Genomic DNA, 17,820 nt, shown 5'->3' with positions numbered 1-17,820 from the left:
CCCCCCCCCCCCCCCCCCCCCCCCCCCTCCCCCCCCCCCCCCCCCCCCCCCCCCCTCCCCCCCCCCCCCCCCCCCCCCCCCGGGTCCGACCTCAGCGGACCGGACCGCCCATGCGGCCCTGCGCCCATCCCGCCCGGGGCGGCGCGTCGAAGCGGACGCGGCCGCCGATCTCGACGGTGCCGTCCGGGCCGGGGGCGGTGAGGATCTGCGAACCCGCGCCCTGGGTGATGTTCAGGGCGCGGTTCAGCTGTGCCGTCAGCAGGACCGCCGCCGAACCCGTGGCCTCGTCCTCGGCGATGACCCCGTCCGGGCGCCGCGGGAAGCCGCGGGCCCGGATCCGGCCCGCGGCCTCGTCCTCCCAGGCCCAGGCGTACAGCCAGCCCTCGCCCGGCGGCGGGGCGGGCAGCGCGTCGACCTCGGCGGGGGTCGCGTACTGCTCGGTGCGCTTGCCCTCGACCCACTCGGGCCGGGCGGTGATCCAGGTGAACTCCCCGTCGTACCGGGCCCACACCTCGCCGGCCGGCGGCTGGAGCTCCTCGATGTCCAGCAGCCAGGCGACCCCGACCAGCGGGTGCCCCGCGAAGGACATCCGCGTGCCGGGGGTGCGGATGTCGACGACCCCGCGCTCGGGGTCGTCGACGAACACCGTCTCGCTGTAGCCGAGTTCGGCGGCCAGGGCCTGCCGCGACGCGTCGTCGGGGCAGGTCCGGCCGTCGCGTACGACACCGAGCAGGTTGCCGAACCGGCCGTCACCCGCGCAGAAGACCCTGAGTACGTCGAGATCGTTCACGCGGGCATTCAAACACGGCCCGGGTCAGGGGCGGGCGGTACGCCGCCTGCGGGCGAGCGACAGGGCGCCCGCGCCGGCCACAACGGCCGCGCCGGAGGTGGCGAGCAGCGCCCCGGCCGGGACGTCGGCGCCGGTGGCGGCGAGGTTCCCGCCGGTGGAGCCGCCGGTGCCGCCGCCTACCGTGCTGCCGGTTCCGGTGCTGCCGGTGGTGCCGGTGGTGCCGCCCGTCGTGGTGCCGCCGGTCTGGCCCGTCGTGGCCGCGGTGCCGGGCAGGACGGCGTCCTTGTCGACGGTGACCGACAGGGTGACCGGGTCAGTGGGCTTGCCCGCGGCGTAGTCGGGGCTCGGGGCGCCGAGCGCGGCGGAGCCCTCGGCGGTGAAGGCCGCCGGGACGGACGCCAGGGTGAGCACGCCGCCGGTGGTGCGGTACTCGGCCTTGGACAGGTCGAGGGTGGCGAAGGGGATGTCCGACTTGGTCGCCTCGGGCGTCTTCACGTCCAGGACCAGGGTGCCCTTCTTGCCCTCGGCGTTGACCCGCAGGTTGGTGAAGGTCATGTCGATGCGGTGGTCGGGCCGCTGGAAGCGGAGGCTGCCCGCGAAGGAGGCGTTCAGCTTCTGCTTGGCCGCGTCGAGTTCGCCGTTGCCGAAGGCGAAGGAGAAGGTGTTGCCGGCGGCCATCGCGCCGCCGGCCGGGGTGACGGAGCCGCCGCCCTTCACCACGTACGTACGGAAGGACTCCTTCACGCCCCAGGTCAGCCGGCCTCCGAGCAGCTGCTGCGGGCCGGAGGACGCCGGGGAGCTCGTACCCGGCGAGGGCGCGAGGGTCGGTGTGGGCGCACCGCTCGGCGCGGACGGGGAGGGCACGGTCGGCTCGGACGGCGAGGACGGGGGCGGCGAGGACGGGGCGGGCTTGGCGAACTCCGGGACCACGGTCAGCGGGTCGCCGGCCATGCCCTCGTACTGGGCGGCTCCGAGCTGGTCGGCGGCCTCCTTGGTGAGGGTGGTGGCGAGCTTGTCCATGGCGGGGCCGGTGAAGGCCACGCTCGCCAGCGGGACGTCGCGGGTGAGCGTGCCGTTCTTGGTGACGTCGGCGGTGAGCTTCTTCGTGCCCGTGTCGATGCGGAGGTTGGCGAGGGTCACCTTGAAGCCGTGGGCGGTGGACTCGAAGGTGACGCTGCCCTTGAAGGCGGCGGTCAGGACATGGCTGCCGTCCTTGTCGTACGCGCCGGTGGCCGAGGTGAAGCGGAAAGCGCCGTCCGGGTTGAGCGCAGCGCCGTCGGCCGGGGTGACCGTGCCCTTGGCGTAGCCGATGACGTACGCCCGGTAGCGCGCCAGGACGCCCCAGTCGAGGGTGCCGTTGACGATCGGCAGCGGTGCGGAGGCGGTGGCGGCGGCCGGGACGGCGGGCGCGGCGCCCACGGCCGTGGCGGGCAGGGCGAAGGCGGTGGCGCCGAGCGCGGCGGCGGTGACGACGGCCGCCGCGAGGGATGTGGAGCGGCGGCGGGTGGATGAGGACATGGGCTGGTTCTCCTGAAGGGAAGGGGGGTGGCATGCAGCCGCATTCGGCGTGCAGGACGGTGGCTCAGGGGTGGCCCGGCTGTTCCGGCTCAGGGTGGTCCGGCTGTTCGCCGGAGGCGGCCGCCCGCGTACGGAGCCGCCGCACCAGCAGCCAGGCGGCGCCGCCGGCCAGGACCAGGAGGGCCGCGGCGAGGGCGGCGTACAGCCCGGCGTCCGACGGCCCGCCGGACGGTGCGGCGGGGGACGGCCCGGCGGCCGGGGAGGCGGTGGAATGCGGGGCGGGCGTGGTGGGGGCGGAGCCCAGGTCGGGCAGGGCGGGCAGAGGGGCGGTGGCGTCGAGGGCGACGGCGAGCGAGACGGGGTCCATCTCGGTGCCGGCCTTGTACATGGAGTTGAAGGCCTGGGAGCCGCCCTCGGTCAGGGTGGCCCGGGCCTCGGTGAGGGTGGCGAGCGCGCCCTCGGTCTTCAGACCGGCCGCGTCGAACTCGACGAGCGGGACGGCGGTCTTCGTCGCCCCGCCCGTGGTGACGTCGGCGGTCAGGACGCCCTTGCCGCCCTCCACCTTGACGGCGACCTTGCCGAGCTTGAGGTCGAGGTGGGCGCCGGTGAAGTGGACCGTGCCCGCGAAGGCGGCGTCGAGGGTGCCCTTCTGGCCGTCGTACACGCCCTTGCCCTGCGGGAAGCGGAACAGTGCCCCGCCGTCCCGGGCGCCCTCGGCGAGGGTCCACCTGCCCTGGCCGACGGCGCCGGTGACGTACTCGCGGAAGGTGCGCCGCACCCCCCAGTCGACGGCCGCGTCGGCGAACGCGCCCTGGCCGGCGGGGGTCTGCGCGCCGGGCGAGGCCCCGGCCGCGGCGCTCGGGGACGGCGGGGACGCCGCGGCCGGGGCGGACCGGACGTCGACGGAAAGCGTGATCGGGTCGAGCGGGGTGCCGGCCGGGTAGTAGCCGGCGAAGGCCTGGGCGCCCTGTTCGGTGAGGGTGGCGGGGACGTTGGTGAGGGCGAGGGGGCTGCCGCCGCCCTTCATGTTGATGCCGCCGAGGCCGAGGGTGGCGAAGGGGACCCGGGAGCGGGTGGTGACCCGGCCGGTGTCCTTGGCCTTGCCGACGACGTCCGCGTAGAGGGTGCCGCTGCCTCCTTCGATCCGGACGGCGGGCCGGCTGATGGTCAGGTCCAGCTCGTTGCCGCCGTCGGGCTTCTGGTGGCCGTGGAAGGCGACGCCGCCGCTGAAGGCCGCCTCGAAGGCGCCGGTGTCGGGGTCGTAGGAGCCGGTCGCCGAGTGGAAGCGGAACAGGCTGCCGCCGACCGTGGCGGCGCCGTTCTTCAGCTGGAAACCGCCTTTTGCGACCGGGCCGGTGACGTAACCCTGGAAGGACGATTTGATGCCCCAGTCGAGCCTGCCGCCCTGCACGGTACGGCTCGCCGCGTGGGCTCCGGCGGCGGGGAGCAGGGCCGCCAGGAGAGCCGCCAGGGTCGCCAGCAGGGCGACGGCGAAGGGGCGGACGGGTCGTGCGGGCATCGATGTCCCCTCCAGGACCTGGTCAGTAAGGTTAGGCTAACCTAAGCTATCCCGGTCGGGAGTGGAACCCCCACCCGACGGACCATCAGCCGGACGACCAGGACGGTGCCTTCGTGCCTACGCCCGCCGCGGCCACCCCCTTCCCCCGCCGCTTCCCCGGCCGCCTCGCCCTCGCCTTCTGCGCCCTGGCGGCGGCCGCCCTGACCGGCTGCGCGAGCACGGACTCCCCGGGCGCGGGCCCGTCTGCCCGCAACGCCGCAGCCGCGCCCCCGGACCGGGTGGAACCGCTCTCCCCCGCCCCGGCGCCCGCCCTCCCCGTGACCGTGCCCTCGGCCGACGGCGGCCAGGTGACGGTCATCTCCGCCGACCGCGTCGTACCGCTGACCGGAAGCCTCAACGAGATCGTCCACACCCTCGGCCTCGGGCCGCAGGTCGTCGCCCGCGACATCACCGCCACCTTCGAACAGGCCGCGCAGCTCCCCGTGGTGACCCGCGGTCACGAGGTCTCCGCCGAGAGCGTGCTGTCCCTGCGCCCCACGCTGGTGCTGGCCGAGACCACCACCGGCCCCGCCGAGGCGATCCGGCAGATCCGCGACGCCGGCATCCCGCTGCTCGTGGTGGCCCCGGCCAAGTCCCTGGACGACGTACCCCGGCGGATCGACGCCGTGGCCGCCGCCCTGGGCGTCAAGGACGCCGGGACCCGGCTGAACCAGCGCACCGCCGAGCGGATCGCCGCGGCCCGCGCGGCCGTCCCGGCGCAGGCCGCCCCGGGGAAGCCGCCCCGGGTGGCCTTCCTGTACCTGCGCGGCTCCGCGTCCGTGTACCTGATGGGCGGCTCGGACTCCGGGGCGTCCTCGCTGCTGGAGGCCGCGGGCGCCGTCGACACCGGCAAGGAGTCGGGCCTCGGCAAGGACTTCACCCCGATCACCAGCGAGGCCCTCGCGGCCGCCGCGCCCGACGCCCTCCTCGTCATGTCCAAGGGCCTGGAGTCCGTCGGCGGACCGGACGGCCTGGTGAAGATCCCGGGCGTCGCCCAGACCCCGGCCGGCATGGACCGCCGCGTGATCAGCATCGACGACGGCGTCCTCCTCAACTACGGGCCCCGCACCGACCAGGTGCTCACCTCGCTCATCAGCCAGCTCTACGGCAAGGCCTGATATGGGCGACCGCACCACGGAACCCGCCGCCGAGACGGCGGCACCCACAGCCCCGGCCGTACCCGCGCACACCCCCGTGGTCGCCACCCCGTCGGGCGGGGGCAGGGGCAGGGGCCGGAGCGGCCGGCTGACCGCCGGGCTCGCCGCCCTGCTCGTCCTGCTCGCGCTCGTCTCCGCCGGGGTCGGGGCGTACGAGATCCCCCTCGGGGACGTGATCGGCTCCGTACAGCACCGCCTGGGCCTGGGCGGGGCCGCGCTCGACCGGGTCGGCGAGAGCGTGCTGTGGAACGTACGCCTCCCCCGCGTCGTCCTCGCGTTGCTCGTCGGAGCCAGCCTGGGGTGCGCGGGAGCCCTGATGCAGGGGGTGTTCGGCAATCCGCTCGCCGAGCCCGGCGTCATCGGCATCTCGGCGGGCGCCGCCGTCGGCGCGGTCGCCGCCATCGGCCTCGGCCTCGGCTTCCTCGGCAACTGGACCGTCACCGTCTGCGCGTTCACCGCCGGGCTGATCACGGTCGGCGCCGTGTACCTGCTGTCGCGGACCGGCGGCCGGACCGAGGTCGTCACCCTCGTCCTCACCGGCATCGCCGTCAACGCCTTCGCGGGCGCCCTCATCGGCCTGTTCGTCTTCTTCGCGGATAGCGGCCAGGTCAACCAGATCACCTTCTGGCAGCTCGGCTCCCTCGCGCAGGCCACCTGGCCCAAGGTGCTCGCCGTCCTGCCCTGCGCCGCCGCCGGACTGGTCCTCGCCCCGTGCTACGCCCGCCGGCTGGACCTCCTCTCCCTCGGCGAGCGGTCCGCCCGCCACCTGGGCGTGGACGTCGAGCGGCTGCGGCTCGCGCTCATCGTCGTCATTGCCCTGCTGACCGCGGCCGCGGTCGCCGTGGCCGGCGTCATCACCTTCGTCGGGCTGCTCGTCCCGCACCTGCTGCGCATGGCGAACGGCCCCGGCCACCGCTTCCTGGTCCCCGGCAGCGCCCTGGCCGGCGCGGCGGTGCTGCTCGCGGGCGACCTCGCCGCCCGGACCGCGGCCGCCCCGGCGGAGCTGCCGCTCGGGGTGCTCACCGCGCTGATCGGCAGCCCGTTCTTCTTCTGGCTGCTGCGCCGTACCCGCCGCAGGCAAGGAGGCTGGGCATGAGCATCTCGGGATCCGCCGGCTTCCGCTTCCTGCGGCGGCGCCGGCCCACCGTCCCCGAACGCCTCCCCGCCGGCACCGCCGTCGCCGAGGCCGCCGGCCTGCGCGTCCGCCTCGGCGGGCGCGAGGTGCTGGCCGGGATCGACCTGGCGGCCCGGGCCGGGGAGGTGCTGGCCCTGGTCGGCCCGAACGGCGCCGGCAAGTCCACACTGCTGGCCGCGCTCGCCGCCGACCTGCCCGCCGACTCCGGCACCGTACGGATCGGCGGTCGCCCGGCGGGCGAATGGGCGGCCTCGGAGCTGGCCCTGCGCCGCGCCGTGCTCCCGCAGGCGGCCGAGCTCTCCTTCCCGTTCACCGTGGCGGAGGTCGTGACGATGGGCCGCGCGCCCTGGGCCGGCACCGGCGTGGCCGACGCCGACGCCGACGAGGAGGCGGTGGCCCGGGCGATGGCCGCCACGGAGGTCTCCGGTTTCGCCGCCCGCTCCTTCACCGCGCTGTCCGGCGGCGAACGGGCCCGGGTGGCGCTGGCCCGCGTCCTGGCCCAACAGGCCCCGCTCGTGCTGCTCGACGAGCCGACGGCGGCCCTGGACCTGCGCCACCAGGAACTGGTGCTGCGGATCTGCCGGGAGCGGGCCGCGGCCGGGGACGCGGTGGTCGCCGTCCTGCACGACCTGGGCCTCGCCGCGGCCTACGCCGACCGCATCGCCGTCCTCGAGGGCGGGCGGATCGCGGCGGACGGCCCGCCTGCCGAGGTGCTGCGCGCGGATCTGATCGGCCGGGTCTACCGGCAGCCCGTGGAGGTGCTGCCACATCCGCAATCCGGGATTCCGCTCGTGCTCCCCGTACGCGACGCGGACCGGTCCACCGTACGGACGGCCACTTCGGCTTGACTTCCGCTTGACCTTCCGGCGGGGCGCACCGCCCGGCCGCCACGCGGAAGGGCCTCGGACCGTGTCCGGGGCCCTTCCGCACGCACCGCCGGCATGGGCGTACCGGCGGCGGCGTCACCAGAGGCGGTCGACGAGCCCCGGGTACAGGCCGATCCGGGTCCCCGCGAAGGCGGCCGCCTCGGCGCGCCCGGCCGGGAAGTCCCCGAGGACCTCCTTGTCGAACCCGGGGGCGTCGGTGGCCAGCGGCTCCTCGGGCGTGCCGCCCACCAGGACGGCGCCCGGCAGCCGGGTGAAGCCGGCCGCCTCGTAGAACCCGGCCAGCGGCCGGTCGCAGCTGAACAGGACCACGTCCACGGCCGGGTCGGCGGCCAGCGCCGCCCGGGCCGCGGCCACCAGCCGGCCGCCGTGGCCGCGGCCCCGCGCCGCCTCCCGGGTCACCACCGCGCTCAGCCCTGCCGCGCGGTACGTGCGCCCCGCGTGCCGGACCGGCTTGTACAGCAGCGCCAGCGAGGCGGCCACCGTCCCCGCCGCGTCGAGCAGCAGCATCACCCGCGGGGCGAGCGCCGGATCGTGGCCGGGGCGGGAGCCGGGCCAGGCCTGCTCCTCCAGCTCGGCGACCTGGGCCGCGAGCTCCGCCGGCAAGTCCGCCTCGGGGTGGGTGACGATCCTCATCCGGGGATCCGGACGCCGGCGCCGCCGACCCGTACCCGCGGGTCGCCCGCCCGCAGTTCCACCGTGAGGACCCCCGGGCGGCCCATGTCCTCGCCCTGGTGGAGGGTGAGCACGGCCTCCTCGGGGACGAGTCCGAGCTCGCGGGCGTACGCCCCGAAGGCCGCGGCCGCCGCTCCCGTGGCGGGGTCCTCGACGACGCCGCCGACCGGGAACGGGTCGCGGACGTGGAAGACGTCCGGGCCCGCCCGGTGCACCAGCTGAACGGTGGTCAGGTCCAGGCGGCGCATCAGCGCCTCCAGCCGGGCGAAGTCGTAGTCGAGGTCCGCGAGGCGGGCCCTGGTGGCCGCGCCGAGCACCAGGTGGCGGGCTCCGGCGAAGGCGATCCGCGGCGGGAACGCCGGATCGAGGTCGGCCGCCGGCCAGTCCAGCGCGGCGAGCGCCTCGGCGAGGTCGGCGTCCGCGATCTCCTCGGTGTGCGGCGCGACGCTGGTCAGGACGGCCCGCAGGCCCCCGCCGCCGGTCTCGGTCACCGAGACGGGAACGGTGCCGGCGGGGGTCGCGAAGACCAGCTCGCCCGGGCCGATCCGCTCCGCGAGGGCCACGGAGGCGGCCACCGTGGCGTGCCCGCAGAAGGACACCTCCGCCTTCGGGCTGAAGAACCGCAGGGTGAACGCCCGGCCGGGCGCACCGTCCAGCCCGGGCGGCGGGGCGGTCAGGAACGCCGTCTCGCTGTAGCCCAGCCCGGCGGCGGTCCGGAGCATCGCGGCGTCGTCGAGGGCGCTCGCGTCGAGCACGACCCCGGCCGGGTTGCCGCCGGCCGGGTCGTCGGAGAAGGCGGTGTAGCTGAGTACCTCAGTCGTCATGATCGCCTCAACCCGGTCCGGGGCCGGGCCATTCCCGGCCCCTCTCCGACCGGATCCCGCCCGCTCCCCGGCCGTTCGCGGTCCGCCGCTCAGCCGCGCCCGATGTACGGCATCGCCGTCGCCATCACCGTCGCGAACTGCACGTTCGCCTCCAGCGGCAGCTGCGCCATGTGCACCACGGTGCGGGCCACGTCGGCGGCGTCCATCACCGGCTCCGCCGCCAGCTGCCCGTTGGCCTGGAGGATCCCCTGCTGCATCCGCTCGGTCATCTCGGTGGCCGCGTTGCCGATGTCGATCTGGCCGCAGGCGATCCGGTACGGGCGCCCGTCCAGCGACAGCGATTTGGTGAGGCCCGTCACGGCGTGCTTGGTCGCCGTGTACGCGATCGAGTGCGGCCGCGGGACGTGCGCGGAGACGGAGCCGTTGTTGATGATCCGGCCGCCCTGCGGGTCCTGCTCCTTCATCTGCCGGTACGCCGCCTGCGCGCACAGGAAGGCCCCGGTGAGGTTGACGTCGACCACCGAGCGCCAGGCCTCGTAGGGGAGGTCCTCCAGCGGGACGCCGCCGGGGCCGAAGGTGCCCGCGTTGTTGAACAGCAGGTCGAGTCGGCCGTACCGCTCGCGGACCGCCGCGAAGAGCGCGGCCACGTCGTCCGGATCGCTCACGTCCGCCGGTACGCACAGCATGTCCGCGCCGGGCCCGGCCGCCTCGGCCGCCTCGGCCGTCTCCCGGAGCGGTTCGACACGGCGGCCGGCGGCGGCCACCGCCCAGCCGGCGCCGGCGAGGGCCAGGGCGACGGAACGGCCGATGCCGGAGCCGGCCCCGGTGACGACGGCGGTCTTCTTCCCACTTGCGTCCATGGGCCCGCAGGGTACGTCACATGCCGCGGCCGTCCACGGACGTTCCGCCAGCTGAGAGCATGGGGCGGTCAGGGGTGTGAAAAGACGACGGAAGAGACAGGAGTCCCGCATGCCGGAGACAGGCCCCGCGACGGCCCCTTCGCACGAGCCGTCGCCCCCGACGCCCTCCGCTCCCCCGCCCGCCGCCGCCCCTCGAGCCCCCGCCGCACGCCGCACCGGACTGCTCGTCACCCTCGTGCTCGGCGGCCTCAGCGCCCTCCCGCCGCTGTCCATGGACATGTACCTGCCGGCCCTGCCGCAGGTCGCCTCGGTCCTGTCCAGCCCGGCCGCCACCATCCAGCTCACCCTCACCGCCTGCCTGGCCGGCATGGCGGTGGGCCAGCTCGTGATCGGCCCGATGAGCGACAAGTGGGGGCGCCGCCGCCCCCTCCTGGCCGGCATGGCCCTCTACGTCCTCGCCACCGCCGTCTGCGCCCTCGCCCCGAGCGCCGAACTGCTCATCGCCTTCCGCCTGCTCCAGGGCCTCGCCGGGTCGGCCGGGATCGTCATCGCCCGCGCCGTCGTCCGCGACCTCTACGAGGGGGTCGAAATGGCCCGCTTCTTCTCCACCCTGATGCTCGTCTCCGGCGTGGCGCCCATCGTCGCCCCGCTGATCGGCGCCCAGGTGCTGCTGTTCGCCGACTGGCGCGGGATCTTCGTCGTCCTCGCCGCCGTCGGACTCGCCCTGACCCTGGTGGCGTGGCGCAGCCTCGGCGAGACCCTGCCGCCCGCCCGGCGGCACACCGGCGGCGTGGGCCACGCGCTGCGGACCATGCGCGGGCTGCTCGCCGACCGCGTCTTCGCCGGCTACACCCTGGCGGGCGGCTTCGCCTTCGCCACCCTCTTCTCGTACATATCCGCCTCGCCCTTCGTGGTGCAGGAGATATACGGGGCCTCCGCGCAGACGTTCAGCCTGCTGTTCGGCCTGAACGCGGTCGGCCTGATCACCGCCGGGCAGATCAACGGCAAGTTGCTGGTCGGCCGGGTCAGCCTGGACAAGGTGCTGGCCGGCGGGCTCACCGTGGTCACCGCCGCCGCCGCGGCGCTGCTGCTGATGTCCACCGGGGTGTTCGGGCCGGTCGGCCTCGTCCCGGTCGCCTCCGCACTGTTCGTGCTGGTGTCGGCGCTCGGCCTGGTGCTGCCGAACACCAATGCGCTGGCCCTGATGCGCACCCCGCACGCCGCCGGATCGGCCTCGGCCCTGCTCGGCACCGCCTCGTTCCTGGTGGGCGCGGTCGCCTCGCCGCTGGTCGGGATCGCGGGCGAGGACACGGCCGTGCCGATGGCGGTGGTCCAGGTCGCGTGCGCGCTGCTCGCGCTGGCCTGTCTGCTGGGCATGAGCCGCCCCTGGCAGAGCCGGCAGCCGGCGGGCGCCGCGGAACCGGCCGCGGGTACGTCCTCCGCGGCGGGCGCGGGTACGGCCTCCGCGCCGGGCGACGCGTGAGGCCGGCGCCCGGCGCGCCGTAAACTTCGCAGGTGAACGCCTCCGCCCCCACCACCGCCGAAGACCTCCGGTCCGCACTGGCCGGGCTGCTCGACGGGATCCCGCCGAAGCAGGCCGCGGCCGCCGTCGAGCGGCTGATCGCCAACTACCGGGGGCGCACGCCCACCGACGCGCCCGTCCTGCGCGACCGCTCCGACGTGGCGGCGTACGCGGCGTACCGGATGCCGGCCACCTTCGAGGCCGTACGGGGCGCCCTCGCCGGACTCGCCGCGGCCGCACCCCGGTGGGCCCCGTCCTCGCACGTGGACGTGGGCGGCGGCACCGGCGCGGCGACCTGGGCCGTCGACGCCACCTGGGACGGCCCGCGCACGACCACCGTCCTCGACTGGGCGGAACCCGCCCTCGCCCTCGGCCGGGAACTGGCCGGGGCCTCCGGCTCACCGGTGCTGCGCTCCGCCGAGTGGCGCCGGGCCGTCATCGGCTCCGGGATCACCCTGCCCGAGGCCGACCTGGTGACCGTGTCGTACGTCCTGGGCGAGCTCACGCCCGACGCCCGCCGGGCCGTGGTCGCCGAGGCGGCCCGGGCCGGACAGGCCGTCGTGCTGGTCGAGCCCGGCACGCCCGAGGGGTACCTGCGCATCCGCGAGGCCCGGGACCAGCTGATCGAGGCCGGATTGCGGGTCGCCGCGCCCTGCCCGCACGACGGGACCTGCCCGATCGAGGTCGGGCAGGACTGGTGCCATTTCTCGGCGCGGGTCAGCCGGTCCTCCCTGCACCGGCAGGTCAAGGGCGGCTCCCTGGCGTACGAGGACGAGAAGTTCAGCTACGTGGCCGCGACCCGGTTCCCGGCGGAGCCGGCTCCCTCCCGGATCACGCGCAAGCCGCAGATCCGGAAGGGGCTCGTCCTGCTGGACCTGTGCGGCCCGCAGGACGAGGGGCTGACCCGGTCCACCGTGACCAAGCGCCACGGCGGCCTGTACAAGGCGGCCCGGGACGCGGAGTGGGGCCAGGAGTGGCCCCCGGCCGACCCCACGGCCCCGTAGCCGCGCCCCCCGCCGCCCCGTAGCCGCACCCCGCCGGAGCGGCCGAAGCCGCGGCCGCGGCGGCTACGTCCGCAGCTCCTGGGTGCAGCACTTCACGCTGCCGCCGCCCTTGAGCAGCTCCCCCAGGTCCATCGGGATCGGCTCGAACCCGCGGTCGCGCAGGGGCTCGAGCAGCCCCGCCGCCGCCTGCGGGAGCAGCACGTGGCGGCCGTCCGACACCGCGTTCAGGCCGAGCGCCGCCGCGTCCCGGTCGTCGGCGAGCAGCGCGTCCGGGAACAGCCGCCGCAGCACCGCCCGGCTGCCCGGTGAGAACGCCTCCGGGTGGTACATCACCTCGTCGCCGTCCAGCACACACAGCGCGGTGTCCAGGTGGTAGTAGCGCGGATCCACCAGGTCCAGGCCGATCACCGGACGGCCGAAGAACTCCTGGGCCTCGTCGTGCGAGAGCGGGCTGGATCGGAAGCCGCGCCCGGCCAGGATCCAGCTGGCGGTGACGGCGAAGTCGCCCTCGCCCTCGTTGACGTGGGAGGGCTCGCGGACGTCCCGGAAGCCGTGGGAGCGGAACCAGTCGAGGTGGATCTCCGCCTCGGGGGCCCGCTCCGGGTGGGCGAACCGGGCGCCGAGCACCCGGCCGTCGATGACGAGGGCGCCGTTGGCTGCGAAGACCATGTCGGGCAGCCCGGGGTCCGGCTCCAGCGTCTCGACGGTGTGGCCGAGGGAGAGGTAGCGGTCCCTGAGGTCTTCCCACTGGGCGTGTGCGAGGGGCAGGTCCACCGGTTTCGTGGGATCCATCCACGGGTTGATGGAGTACGTGACCTTGAAGTGTGCCGGTGGGCACATCAGGTAGCGCCGGGGTGTGGCGTCTCTGCGCAAAGAAGGCTCCTCACGACTCACGGACTTGTGGAGAGAATCGTCTCTCCACCGAGGAGACCGCGCAGTGAACTGTCCGGGTGGTTCGCGGAATGACTCAAAGACGAGATGTTTCGGTTGGCAATGTGTCCGAAAGGGCAGCAGGAACCGGAGCGCCGTCCGGGCTCCGGGGCCGGGTCCCCGCGCCCGCGGGCCGGGGTGGCGAAGGTCACCGCAAGCCCACCGGACCGCGGGCGGCGGAAAACAATCGCCTGATTTCCGACGGTATAAGGGGATTTTCCGGCCGTTCGGCCGCCGTTCGCACACTCTTCACCCCCACCCCCCGGTGGGGGAGAGCGGTCACCCGGACCTCAGGATGGTGGGACGATGTGAGGGTCTGCCGGTGGCCAACGGTGAGGTGAGGGGTTCGATGGGGTCCGAGTCCGGCCGCGTCAAACGCGGTGAGCAGAGCAGGATTTCGCAGTGGCTGCGCCGGCGCCCGAAACCCTCGCCCGAAGACCCCGCCCGGGTACGCGAGGTGCTCCTGCTGTCCGTAGCCGCCGCCGGCCTGCCGCTCGCCCCCGCCGCCCACCCCGCCGGCTACCGCTGCTCCTGTGACCGCATCGGCTGTCCCACCCCCGCGCGGCACCCCCTCTCCTTCGCCTGGCAGACCCAGTCGACCACCGACCGCGCACAGATCGAACGCTGGGCCCGCAACCAGCCCCAGGCCAACTTCATCACCGCGACCGGCATGCTCCACGACGTCCTGGACGTCCCGCTCGAAGCCGGAACCCGCGCACTCGGCCGGCTCCTCGACGCCGGCATCGACGTCGGCCCCGTCGCCGAATCCGGCGGCACCGGCGACCAGGCCCGCATGCTCTTCTTCACCGCGACGCGCGGTACCCCCGAAGACGAAGACGAGTGGTGGCCCTGCGAGCTGGACTGCCACCCCGAGACCATGGACGAGCACCCCGGGCTGCGGTGGCACTGCCGGGGCAGCTACGTGCTGGTGCCGCCGGCGGTGCTGCCGGGGGACCACGCGGTGACCTGGGTCCGGGGGATGGAGCATTCGCTGCCGGATCCGCTCACGCTGCTGGAGACCCTCACGGACGCCTGCGCCGAATACGCCGGCTCCGCCGACCGGACCCCCGCAACCGCACCCTGGCCCCTGCACCACTGATCCGCCGGCGCGGCGTTCGGGCGCACCGGGCGCGCAGCGCCCGAACCGGGGTCCGGGGGCGGAGCCCCGGGACACGGTGAAAGGGCGGGGCGGGGAGCAGCTCCGCGCAGCGGCACCCCGCCCCGCCGGCCGGACCCGCGGTCAGTGGATCCGGGTGACGACCACGTCGAGGGACCACGGCTTGCCGGGCTTCGCGGGGGCCTCGGCCTCCACGGCATACCCCAGGTCCCGCAGCGCGGCCACGAGCTCCGCCGGCCCGGCCGGCACGGCCCCGGCGACCAGCAGGTCCCGGACCAGCCGCCCCTTGGTCGCCTTGTTGAAGTGGCTCACCACGGACCGCTTCTCGACGCCGTCGACCATCTGCGCGTGCAGCACCCGCACCGTCGCCGTGCGCCCCGCGATCTCCCCCTTCGGCTTCCACGCCGCCGCGTACGCCGCCGACCGCAGGTCGAGGACGAGCCCGTCGCCGGCGGCTTCGGGCATCACCTCCGCCATCGGGGCCCGCCAGTACGCGCCCAGCGCGCCCAGCCCGGGCAGCTTGACGCCCATCGAGCAGCGGTAGGAGGGGATGGCGTCGGTCACCCGGACGGCGCCCCACAGTCCGGAGAACACCAGCAGCGACCGCTCGGCCCGGGCCCGCGCCTCGGCCGGAAGATCCCCGAGCCCCAGGGCGTCGTACAGCACGCCGGTGTACACCTCGCCCGCCGGCCGGGCCGCAGCGGACCGCAGGCCGGCGTTCTTCGCGACCTCGCCCCGGAGCCCCTCGCTCAGCCCGAGCACCTCGCGGGCCTTCGGCCCGTCCGCCGAGCACAGCTCGACGAGCTCGTCGAGCACGGCCGCCCGCGCCTCCGCCAGGCCCGGCAGCGACAGCGTCTCCGGTTGCAGGGGTGCGCCGGAGCCGCCGGCGGCCTTTCCTTCGGACGGCGGCAGCAACACGAGCACGGTGTGTTTCTCCTTCTTCGCGTACGAGCGCGGGGGTGCGGCCCCGACATGCCAGCGTAGGCCCTCCCGAACGGACCGCTTCACCGTGCCGGGGCGGATCCGCCGCCCTACGCTCGGGGCATGCGACGCCGCCCGATGCACATGTCCGATGCGGCCGAGGCCGCGTTGCGCGCCGCCCTGCAGAAGCTGCGGACGGCGCTGCAGGTCCCCGCGGAGTTTCCCGCGCCCGTGCTGGAGGCGGCGGCTGCCGCCGCAGCCGCGCCCCGGCTGCCCGACGCGGACGCCACCCACCTGCCGTTCTTCACGATCGACCCGCCGGCGTCGAAGGACCTCGACCAGGCCATGTACCTGGAGCGGCGGCCCGGCGGCTTCCGCGTGCACTACGCCATCGCCGACGTGGCCGCCTTCGTCGCGCCCGGCGACGCGCTGGACGCCGAGGCCCGCGAGCGGGTCGAGACGCTGTACTTCCCCGACGGCAAGGTGCCCCTGCACCCTCCCGTGATCTCCGAGGGCGCGGCCAGTCTGCTGCCGGACCGGAAGGTGCCCGCCCTGCTGTGGCGGCACGACCTCGACGCCCACGGCGAGGTCACGCACTCCCACGTGAGCCGGGCCCTGGTCCGCAGCCGGGCCAAACTCGACTACGCGGGCGTCCAGCAGGCCATCGACGCCGGCACGGCCGAGGAGTCCGTCGCCCTGCTGCGCGAGATCGGCACGCTGCGGGAGGCCGTCGAGGCAGCCCGCGGCGGTATCTCGCTCCCCCTGCCGGATCAGGAGGTCGCCTTCGAGGACGGCGCGTTCCGGCTGAGCTACCGGGCAGCGCTGCCCGTGGACGGCTGGAACGAGCAGATTTCCCTCATGACCGGTATGGCCGCGGCCCGGATCATGCTGGACAGCGGTACGGGCATCCTGCGGACCCAGCCGCCGGCCCCGAACCACGAGGTCACGCGACTGCGCCTGATCGCCCAGGACCTGCACGTCGACTGGCCGCACCACGTCTCGTACGCCGAGCTGATCCGCCGCCTCGATCCGCGGGACCAGAAGCACGCGGCCTTCCTCCACGAGGCCACCGGTCTGCTGGAGAAGTCCGTCTACACGCCCTTCCGCGACCACCACCTCCCTGCGCTCACGCTCCACGCGGCGATCGCGGCGCCGTACACGCACTGCACGGCTCCGCTGCGGCGCCTCGTCGACCGGTTCGCCGGTGAGCTGTGCGTGGCCGCCTGCGCGGACCAGGCCCCGCCGGGGTGGGTGCAGGCGGCCCTGGACGACCTGCCGAACGTCATGGCCCGGGGGAAGGGGGGCAAGGTGGACCGGCGGTCCGTGGACCTGGTGGAGGCGGCGGTGCTCATGAACCGGGTGGGTGAGGTCTTCGACGCCACGGTCGTCGACACCGACAAGGAGTTCGACAGGCCGCGCCAGGGCAAGGTGCACCTGGCGGACCCCGCCGTACTGGGCAAGGTCACCTCGGCCTCGGCCCTCGTGCTCGGCGCGAGCGTCCGGGCCACGCTCAAGCGGGCGGACCCCGGACACCCCGGGGAGGACAAGCTCCTCTTCACCGTGCCGTAGCGGCCTCCCGGCGGGCGCGCACCGCCGCGACGAGCGCCACCGGGTCGTCGGCGTGGAAGCGCAGGCCGAAGGCCTCGCCGCGGGCGCCCAGGGGCCGGACGAAGGGCAGCGGCCGGCCGAGCTCCACGGTGACCGTGGTCTGGCTGCCGACGATCAGGTCCAGTACGCCGTCCCCGCCGAGCTGCACCAGCCGGCCCTCGGGGAAGCGCCGGTCCACCCGGATCGAGGCGATCGCGTCCGCGGGGACCTCCAGGTCGAACAGGGCGCCGTAGCGCAGCCGCAGGGATCCGTCGCCGCGGACGACGTGCGGCCGGGTCACGCAGGCGGCGTGCATGGCGAGGATCAGCAGCACCCCGTACACGTCGAGGAAGAGCAGCACCCGGTGCACGGCCGGCCACGGGATGACGAGGGCCAGCACGACGGTCTCGACGACGGACACGAACAGGAAGCCGTACATCATGGCGGTCTGGGGCCCGGTGTAGCGGGCGGCGAGGTCCCCGGCCCCCACCGCCTGCGGCGGGCGGCGCAGCGCCCACCGTACGAGCGAGGCCATGGCCCGCAGTTCGTGCAGCAGCAGCCGGCGCGCGGCGGCGGGCACCACGGCGCGGACCGCGGCCCGCCCGGCCTCGCCGCGGTCGGCGCCCCGGGCGCGCTCGGCGGCGTACAGCGAGCGCAGCACCCACACCTCGAACAGCAGCACCGCGGCGACGAGCACCTCGGCCGTGGCGGCCACCCGGCCGGGCAACCGCACGCCGCTTGCGGGGAACAGCACCAGCAGCAGCTCGGCCGATACCACCGCTCCGGCCGCGATCCGCGCCGCCCGTACCCGCCTCATGCCCGTCCCCTCTCCGTGAACGCCTCCATCACCAGCCGTACGACCTCTGCCTGCGCCGGCGCGTACTCGGCGAGCAGGGCTTGGGCGAAGCCCGGCGCGACGGCCGCCCGGCCGCTCTTCGGGATCGCCTCGAACACCTCGTCGGGGACGGCCGCGACGAGCTCGGCGGCGAGCGGGGCGATCCGCGGGTCGTCGACGGGCGCGTCGGCGAGGTCGTCGAGCCGCCGGTACAGGTCGAGGACGGCCGGGTCGGCGGCCAGCGAGCCGAGCGCCGCGTACAGCTCGGCGCCGCCGCCGCCCGCCGTGTCGAGCAGGGTCAGGTGCTCGCGGTCGAGCGCTGCCGACGGCGACCCGGTCTCGGGGGCCTTGGCGAGCAGCGCTGCGAGGGCCGGGGAGACGGGCTCGGGGGGGGCGGGGGGGGGGGGGCGTAACACGGGGGGGCGGAGGCGGCGGGCCCCGAGGGAGGGCCCCCTCCGGGACAGAGTGGGGTTTGGACTCTCCCAGAACTCCTCCCCGCCTCC

General features: G+C 75.4%; 17 protein-coding genes. 7 read left to right on the top strand and 10 right to left on the bottom strand.

Translation table 11 applies throughout. From position 1 onward, the window contains the following. Window positions 1–91: 91 nt before the first annotated feature. From AC068A_RS28350 to AC068A_RS28340, 3 genes are all read right to left on the bottom strand, one after another. Window positions 92–790: a PhzF family phenazine biosynthesis protein gene (locus AC068A_RS28350; protein WP_478589089.1), complete on the bottom strand. Its 699-nt coding sequence runs from the start codon at window positions 788–790 to the stop codon at window positions 92–94. A gap of 24 nt (window positions 791–814) precedes the next feature. Beyond that, window positions 815–2,308, bottom strand: a complete 1,494-nt coding sequence (locus AC068A_RS28345) for an HtaA domain-containing protein (protein ID WP_478589088.1) — start codon at window positions 2,306–2,308, stop codon at window positions 815–817. 64 nt (window positions 2,309–2,372) lie between these two features. Next, entirely contained in the window at window positions 2,373–3,827 is a 1,455-nt protein-coding gene (locus AC068A_RS28340; RefSeq protein ID WP_478589087.1) for an HtaA domain-containing protein, read from the bottom strand. Window positions 3,828–3,940: 113 nt separating this feature from the next. Here AC068A_RS28340 and AC068A_RS28335 point away from each other — a divergent pair, with 113 nt between their 5' ends. From AC068A_RS28335 to AC068A_RS28325, 3 genes are read left to right on the top strand one after another with little or no spacing between them, the layout of a single operon-like run. Continuing rightward, on the top strand, window positions 3,941–4,984 hold the full coding sequence (locus AC068A_RS28335) for a heme/hemin ABC transporter substrate-binding protein (RefSeq protein ID WP_478589086.1): 1,044 nt from the start codon (window positions 3,941–3,943) through the stop codon (window positions 4,982–4,984). A 1-nt stretch (window position 4,985) separates the two neighbouring features. Further along, on the top strand, window positions 4,986–6,119 hold the full coding sequence (locus tag AC068A_RS28330) for a FecCD family ABC transporter permease (protein ID WP_478589085.1): 1,134 nt from the start codon (window positions 4,986–4,988) through the stop codon (window positions 6,117–6,119). Beyond that, window positions 6,116–7,006, top strand: coding sequence for a heme ABC transporter ATP-binding protein (locus AC068A_RS28325; RefSeq protein ID WP_478589084.1), 891 nt, complete (start codon window positions 6,116–6,118; stop codon window positions 7,004–7,006). The genes AC068A_RS28330 and AC068A_RS28325 overlap by 4 nt, the downstream gene beginning before the upstream one ends. A gap of 114 nt (window positions 7,007–7,120) precedes the next feature. On the opposite strand, the gene AC068A_RS28320 is transcribed toward AC068A_RS28325, so the two are convergent. The 3 genes from AC068A_RS28320 to AC068A_RS28310 all read right to left on the bottom strand — a co-directional run bounded on the left by AC068A_RS28320 (window position 7,121) and on the right by AC068A_RS28310 (window position 9,401). Continuing rightward, the gene (locus AC068A_RS28320; RefSeq protein ID WP_478589083.1) at window positions 7,121–7,678 is read right to left on the bottom strand and encodes a GNAT family N-acetyltransferase; all 558 of its coding nucleotides are present in this window, start codon (window positions 7,676–7,678) and stop codon (window positions 7,121–7,123) included. Continuing rightward, window positions 7,675–8,541, bottom strand: coding sequence for a PhzF family phenazine biosynthesis protein (locus AC068A_RS28315; protein WP_478589082.1), 867 nt, complete (start codon window positions 8,539–8,541; stop codon window positions 7,675–7,677). Before AC068A_RS28315 ends, AC068A_RS28320 begins: the two co-directional genes overlap by 4 nt. An 89-nt stretch (window positions 8,542–8,630) precedes the next feature. After that, on the bottom strand, window positions 8,631–9,401 hold the full coding sequence (locus AC068A_RS28310) for an SDR family oxidoreductase (RefSeq protein ID WP_478589081.1): 771 nt from the start codon (window positions 9,399–9,401) through the stop codon (window positions 8,631–8,633). A 109-nt stretch (window positions 9,402–9,510) separates the two neighbouring features. On the opposite strand from AC068A_RS28310, the gene AC068A_RS28305 reads away from it, so the two are divergent. Together AC068A_RS28305 and AC068A_RS28300 are read left to right on the top strand one after the other, a co-directional pair. Continuing rightward, window positions 9,511–10,884 (top strand): multidrug effflux MFS transporter, encoded by a 1,374-nt coding sequence (locus AC068A_RS28305; RefSeq protein ID WP_478589080.1) that lies wholly within the window; start codon window positions 9,511–9,513, stop codon window positions 10,882–10,884. A gap of 32 nt (window positions 10,885–10,916) precedes the next feature. Beyond that, complete coding sequence (locus AC068A_RS28300) at window positions 10,917–11,927, top strand: small ribosomal subunit Rsm22 family protein (RefSeq protein WP_478589079.1); 1,011 nt, start codon at window positions 10,917–10,919, stop codon at window positions 11,925–11,927. Between the two features lie 63 nt (window positions 11,928–11,990). Here the strand turns inward: AC068A_RS28300 and ddaH are convergent, their stop codons facing one another. Continuing rightward, a complete protein-coding gene (gene ddaH, locus AC068A_RS28295; protein WP_478589078.1) occupies window positions 11,991–12,821 on the bottom strand; it encodes a dimethylargininase in 831 nt (276 codons plus the stop codon). Window positions 12,822–13,206: 385 nt separating this feature from the next. On the opposite strand from ddaH, the gene AC068A_RS28290 reads away from it, so the two are divergent. Further along, window positions 13,207–13,956, top strand: a complete 750-nt coding sequence (locus AC068A_RS28290) for a bifunctional DNA primase/polymerase (RefSeq protein ID WP_478589077.1) — start codon at window positions 13,207–13,209, stop codon at window positions 13,954–13,956. A gap of 141 nt (window positions 13,957–14,097) precedes the next feature. Here AC068A_RS28290 and yaaA read toward each other — a convergent pair whose 3' ends face one another. Continuing rightward, entirely contained in the window at window positions 14,098–14,898 is an 801-nt protein-coding gene (yaaA, locus tag AC068A_RS28285; RefSeq protein ID WP_478589076.1) for a peroxide stress protein YaaA, read from the bottom strand. 120 nt (window positions 14,899–15,018) lie between these two features. Here yaaA and AC068A_RS28280 point away from each other — a divergent pair, with 120 nt between their 5' ends. Further along, entirely contained in the window at window positions 15,019–16,464 is a 1,446-nt protein-coding gene (locus AC068A_RS28280) for an RNB domain-containing ribonuclease (RefSeq protein WP_478589075.1), read from the top strand. On the opposite strand, the gene AC068A_RS28275 is transcribed toward AC068A_RS28280, so the two are convergent. Further along, entirely contained in the window at window positions 16,451–17,299 is an 849-nt protein-coding gene (locus tag AC068A_RS28275; protein WP_478589074.1) for a hypothetical protein, read from the bottom strand. The genes AC068A_RS28280 and AC068A_RS28275 overlap by 14 nt on opposite strands. Next, window positions 17,296–17,820: MerR family transcriptional regulator (locus tag AC068A_RS28270; protein ID WP_478589073.1), on the bottom strand; the 525-nt coding region annotated here is incomplete at its 5' end. The genes AC068A_RS28270 and AC068A_RS28275, both read right to left, overlap by 4 nt.

Source organism: Streptomyces sp. NPDC043854 (genome assembly GCF_056436005.1).
The sequence above is the reverse complement of the archived record's forward strand: the minus strand, read 5'-3'. Positions and strand labels throughout refer to the sequence as shown.

What these genes read in the sequence shown, in the direction of transcription:
- AC068A_RS28345 (WP_478589088.1), bottom strand. Translation starts at nt 2,308, where the DNA reads ATGTCCTCATCCACCCGCCGCCGCTCCACATCCCTCGCGGCGGCCGTC.
- AC068A_RS28340 (WP_478589087.1), bottom strand. Translation starts at nt 3,827, where the DNA reads ATGCCCGCACGACCCGTCCGCCCCTTCGCCGTCGCCCTGCTGGCGACC.
- AC068A_RS28330 (WP_478589085.1), top strand. Translation starts at nt 4,986, where the DNA reads ATGGGCGACCGCACCACGGAACCCGCCGCCGAGACGGCGGCACCCACA.
- AC068A_RS28325 (WP_478589084.1), top strand. Translation starts at nt 6,116, where the DNA reads ATGAGCATCTCGGGATCCGCCGGCTTCCGCTTCCTGCGGCGGCGCCGG.
- AC068A_RS28320 (WP_478589083.1), bottom strand. Translation starts at nt 7,678, where the DNA reads ATGAGGATCGTCACCCACCCCGAGGCGGACTTGCCGGCGGAGCTCGCG.
- AC068A_RS28315 (WP_478589082.1), bottom strand. Translation starts at nt 8,541, where the DNA reads ATGACGACTGAGGTACTCAGCTACACCGCCTTCTCCGACGACCCGGCC.
- AC068A_RS28310 (WP_478589081.1), bottom strand. Translation starts at nt 9,401, where the DNA reads ATGGACGCAAGTGGGAAGAAGACCGCCGTCGTCACCGGGGCCGGCTCC.
- AC068A_RS28305 (WP_478589080.1), top strand. Translation starts at nt 9,511, where the DNA reads ATGCCGGAGACAGGCCCCGCGACGGCCCCTTCGCACGAGCCGTCGCCC.
- AC068A_RS28290 (WP_478589077.1), top strand. Translation starts at nt 13,207, where the DNA reads ATGGGGTCCGAGTCCGGCCGCGTCAAACGCGGTGAGCAGAGCAGGATT.
- AC068A_RS28280 (WP_478589075.1), top strand. Translation starts at nt 15,019, where the DNA reads ATGCGACGCCGCCCGATGCACATGTCCGATGCGGCCGAGGCCGCGTTG.
- AC068A_RS28275 (WP_478589074.1), bottom strand. Translation starts at nt 17,299, where the DNA reads ATGAGGCGGGTACGGGCGGCGCGGATCGCGGCCGGAGCGGTGGTATCG.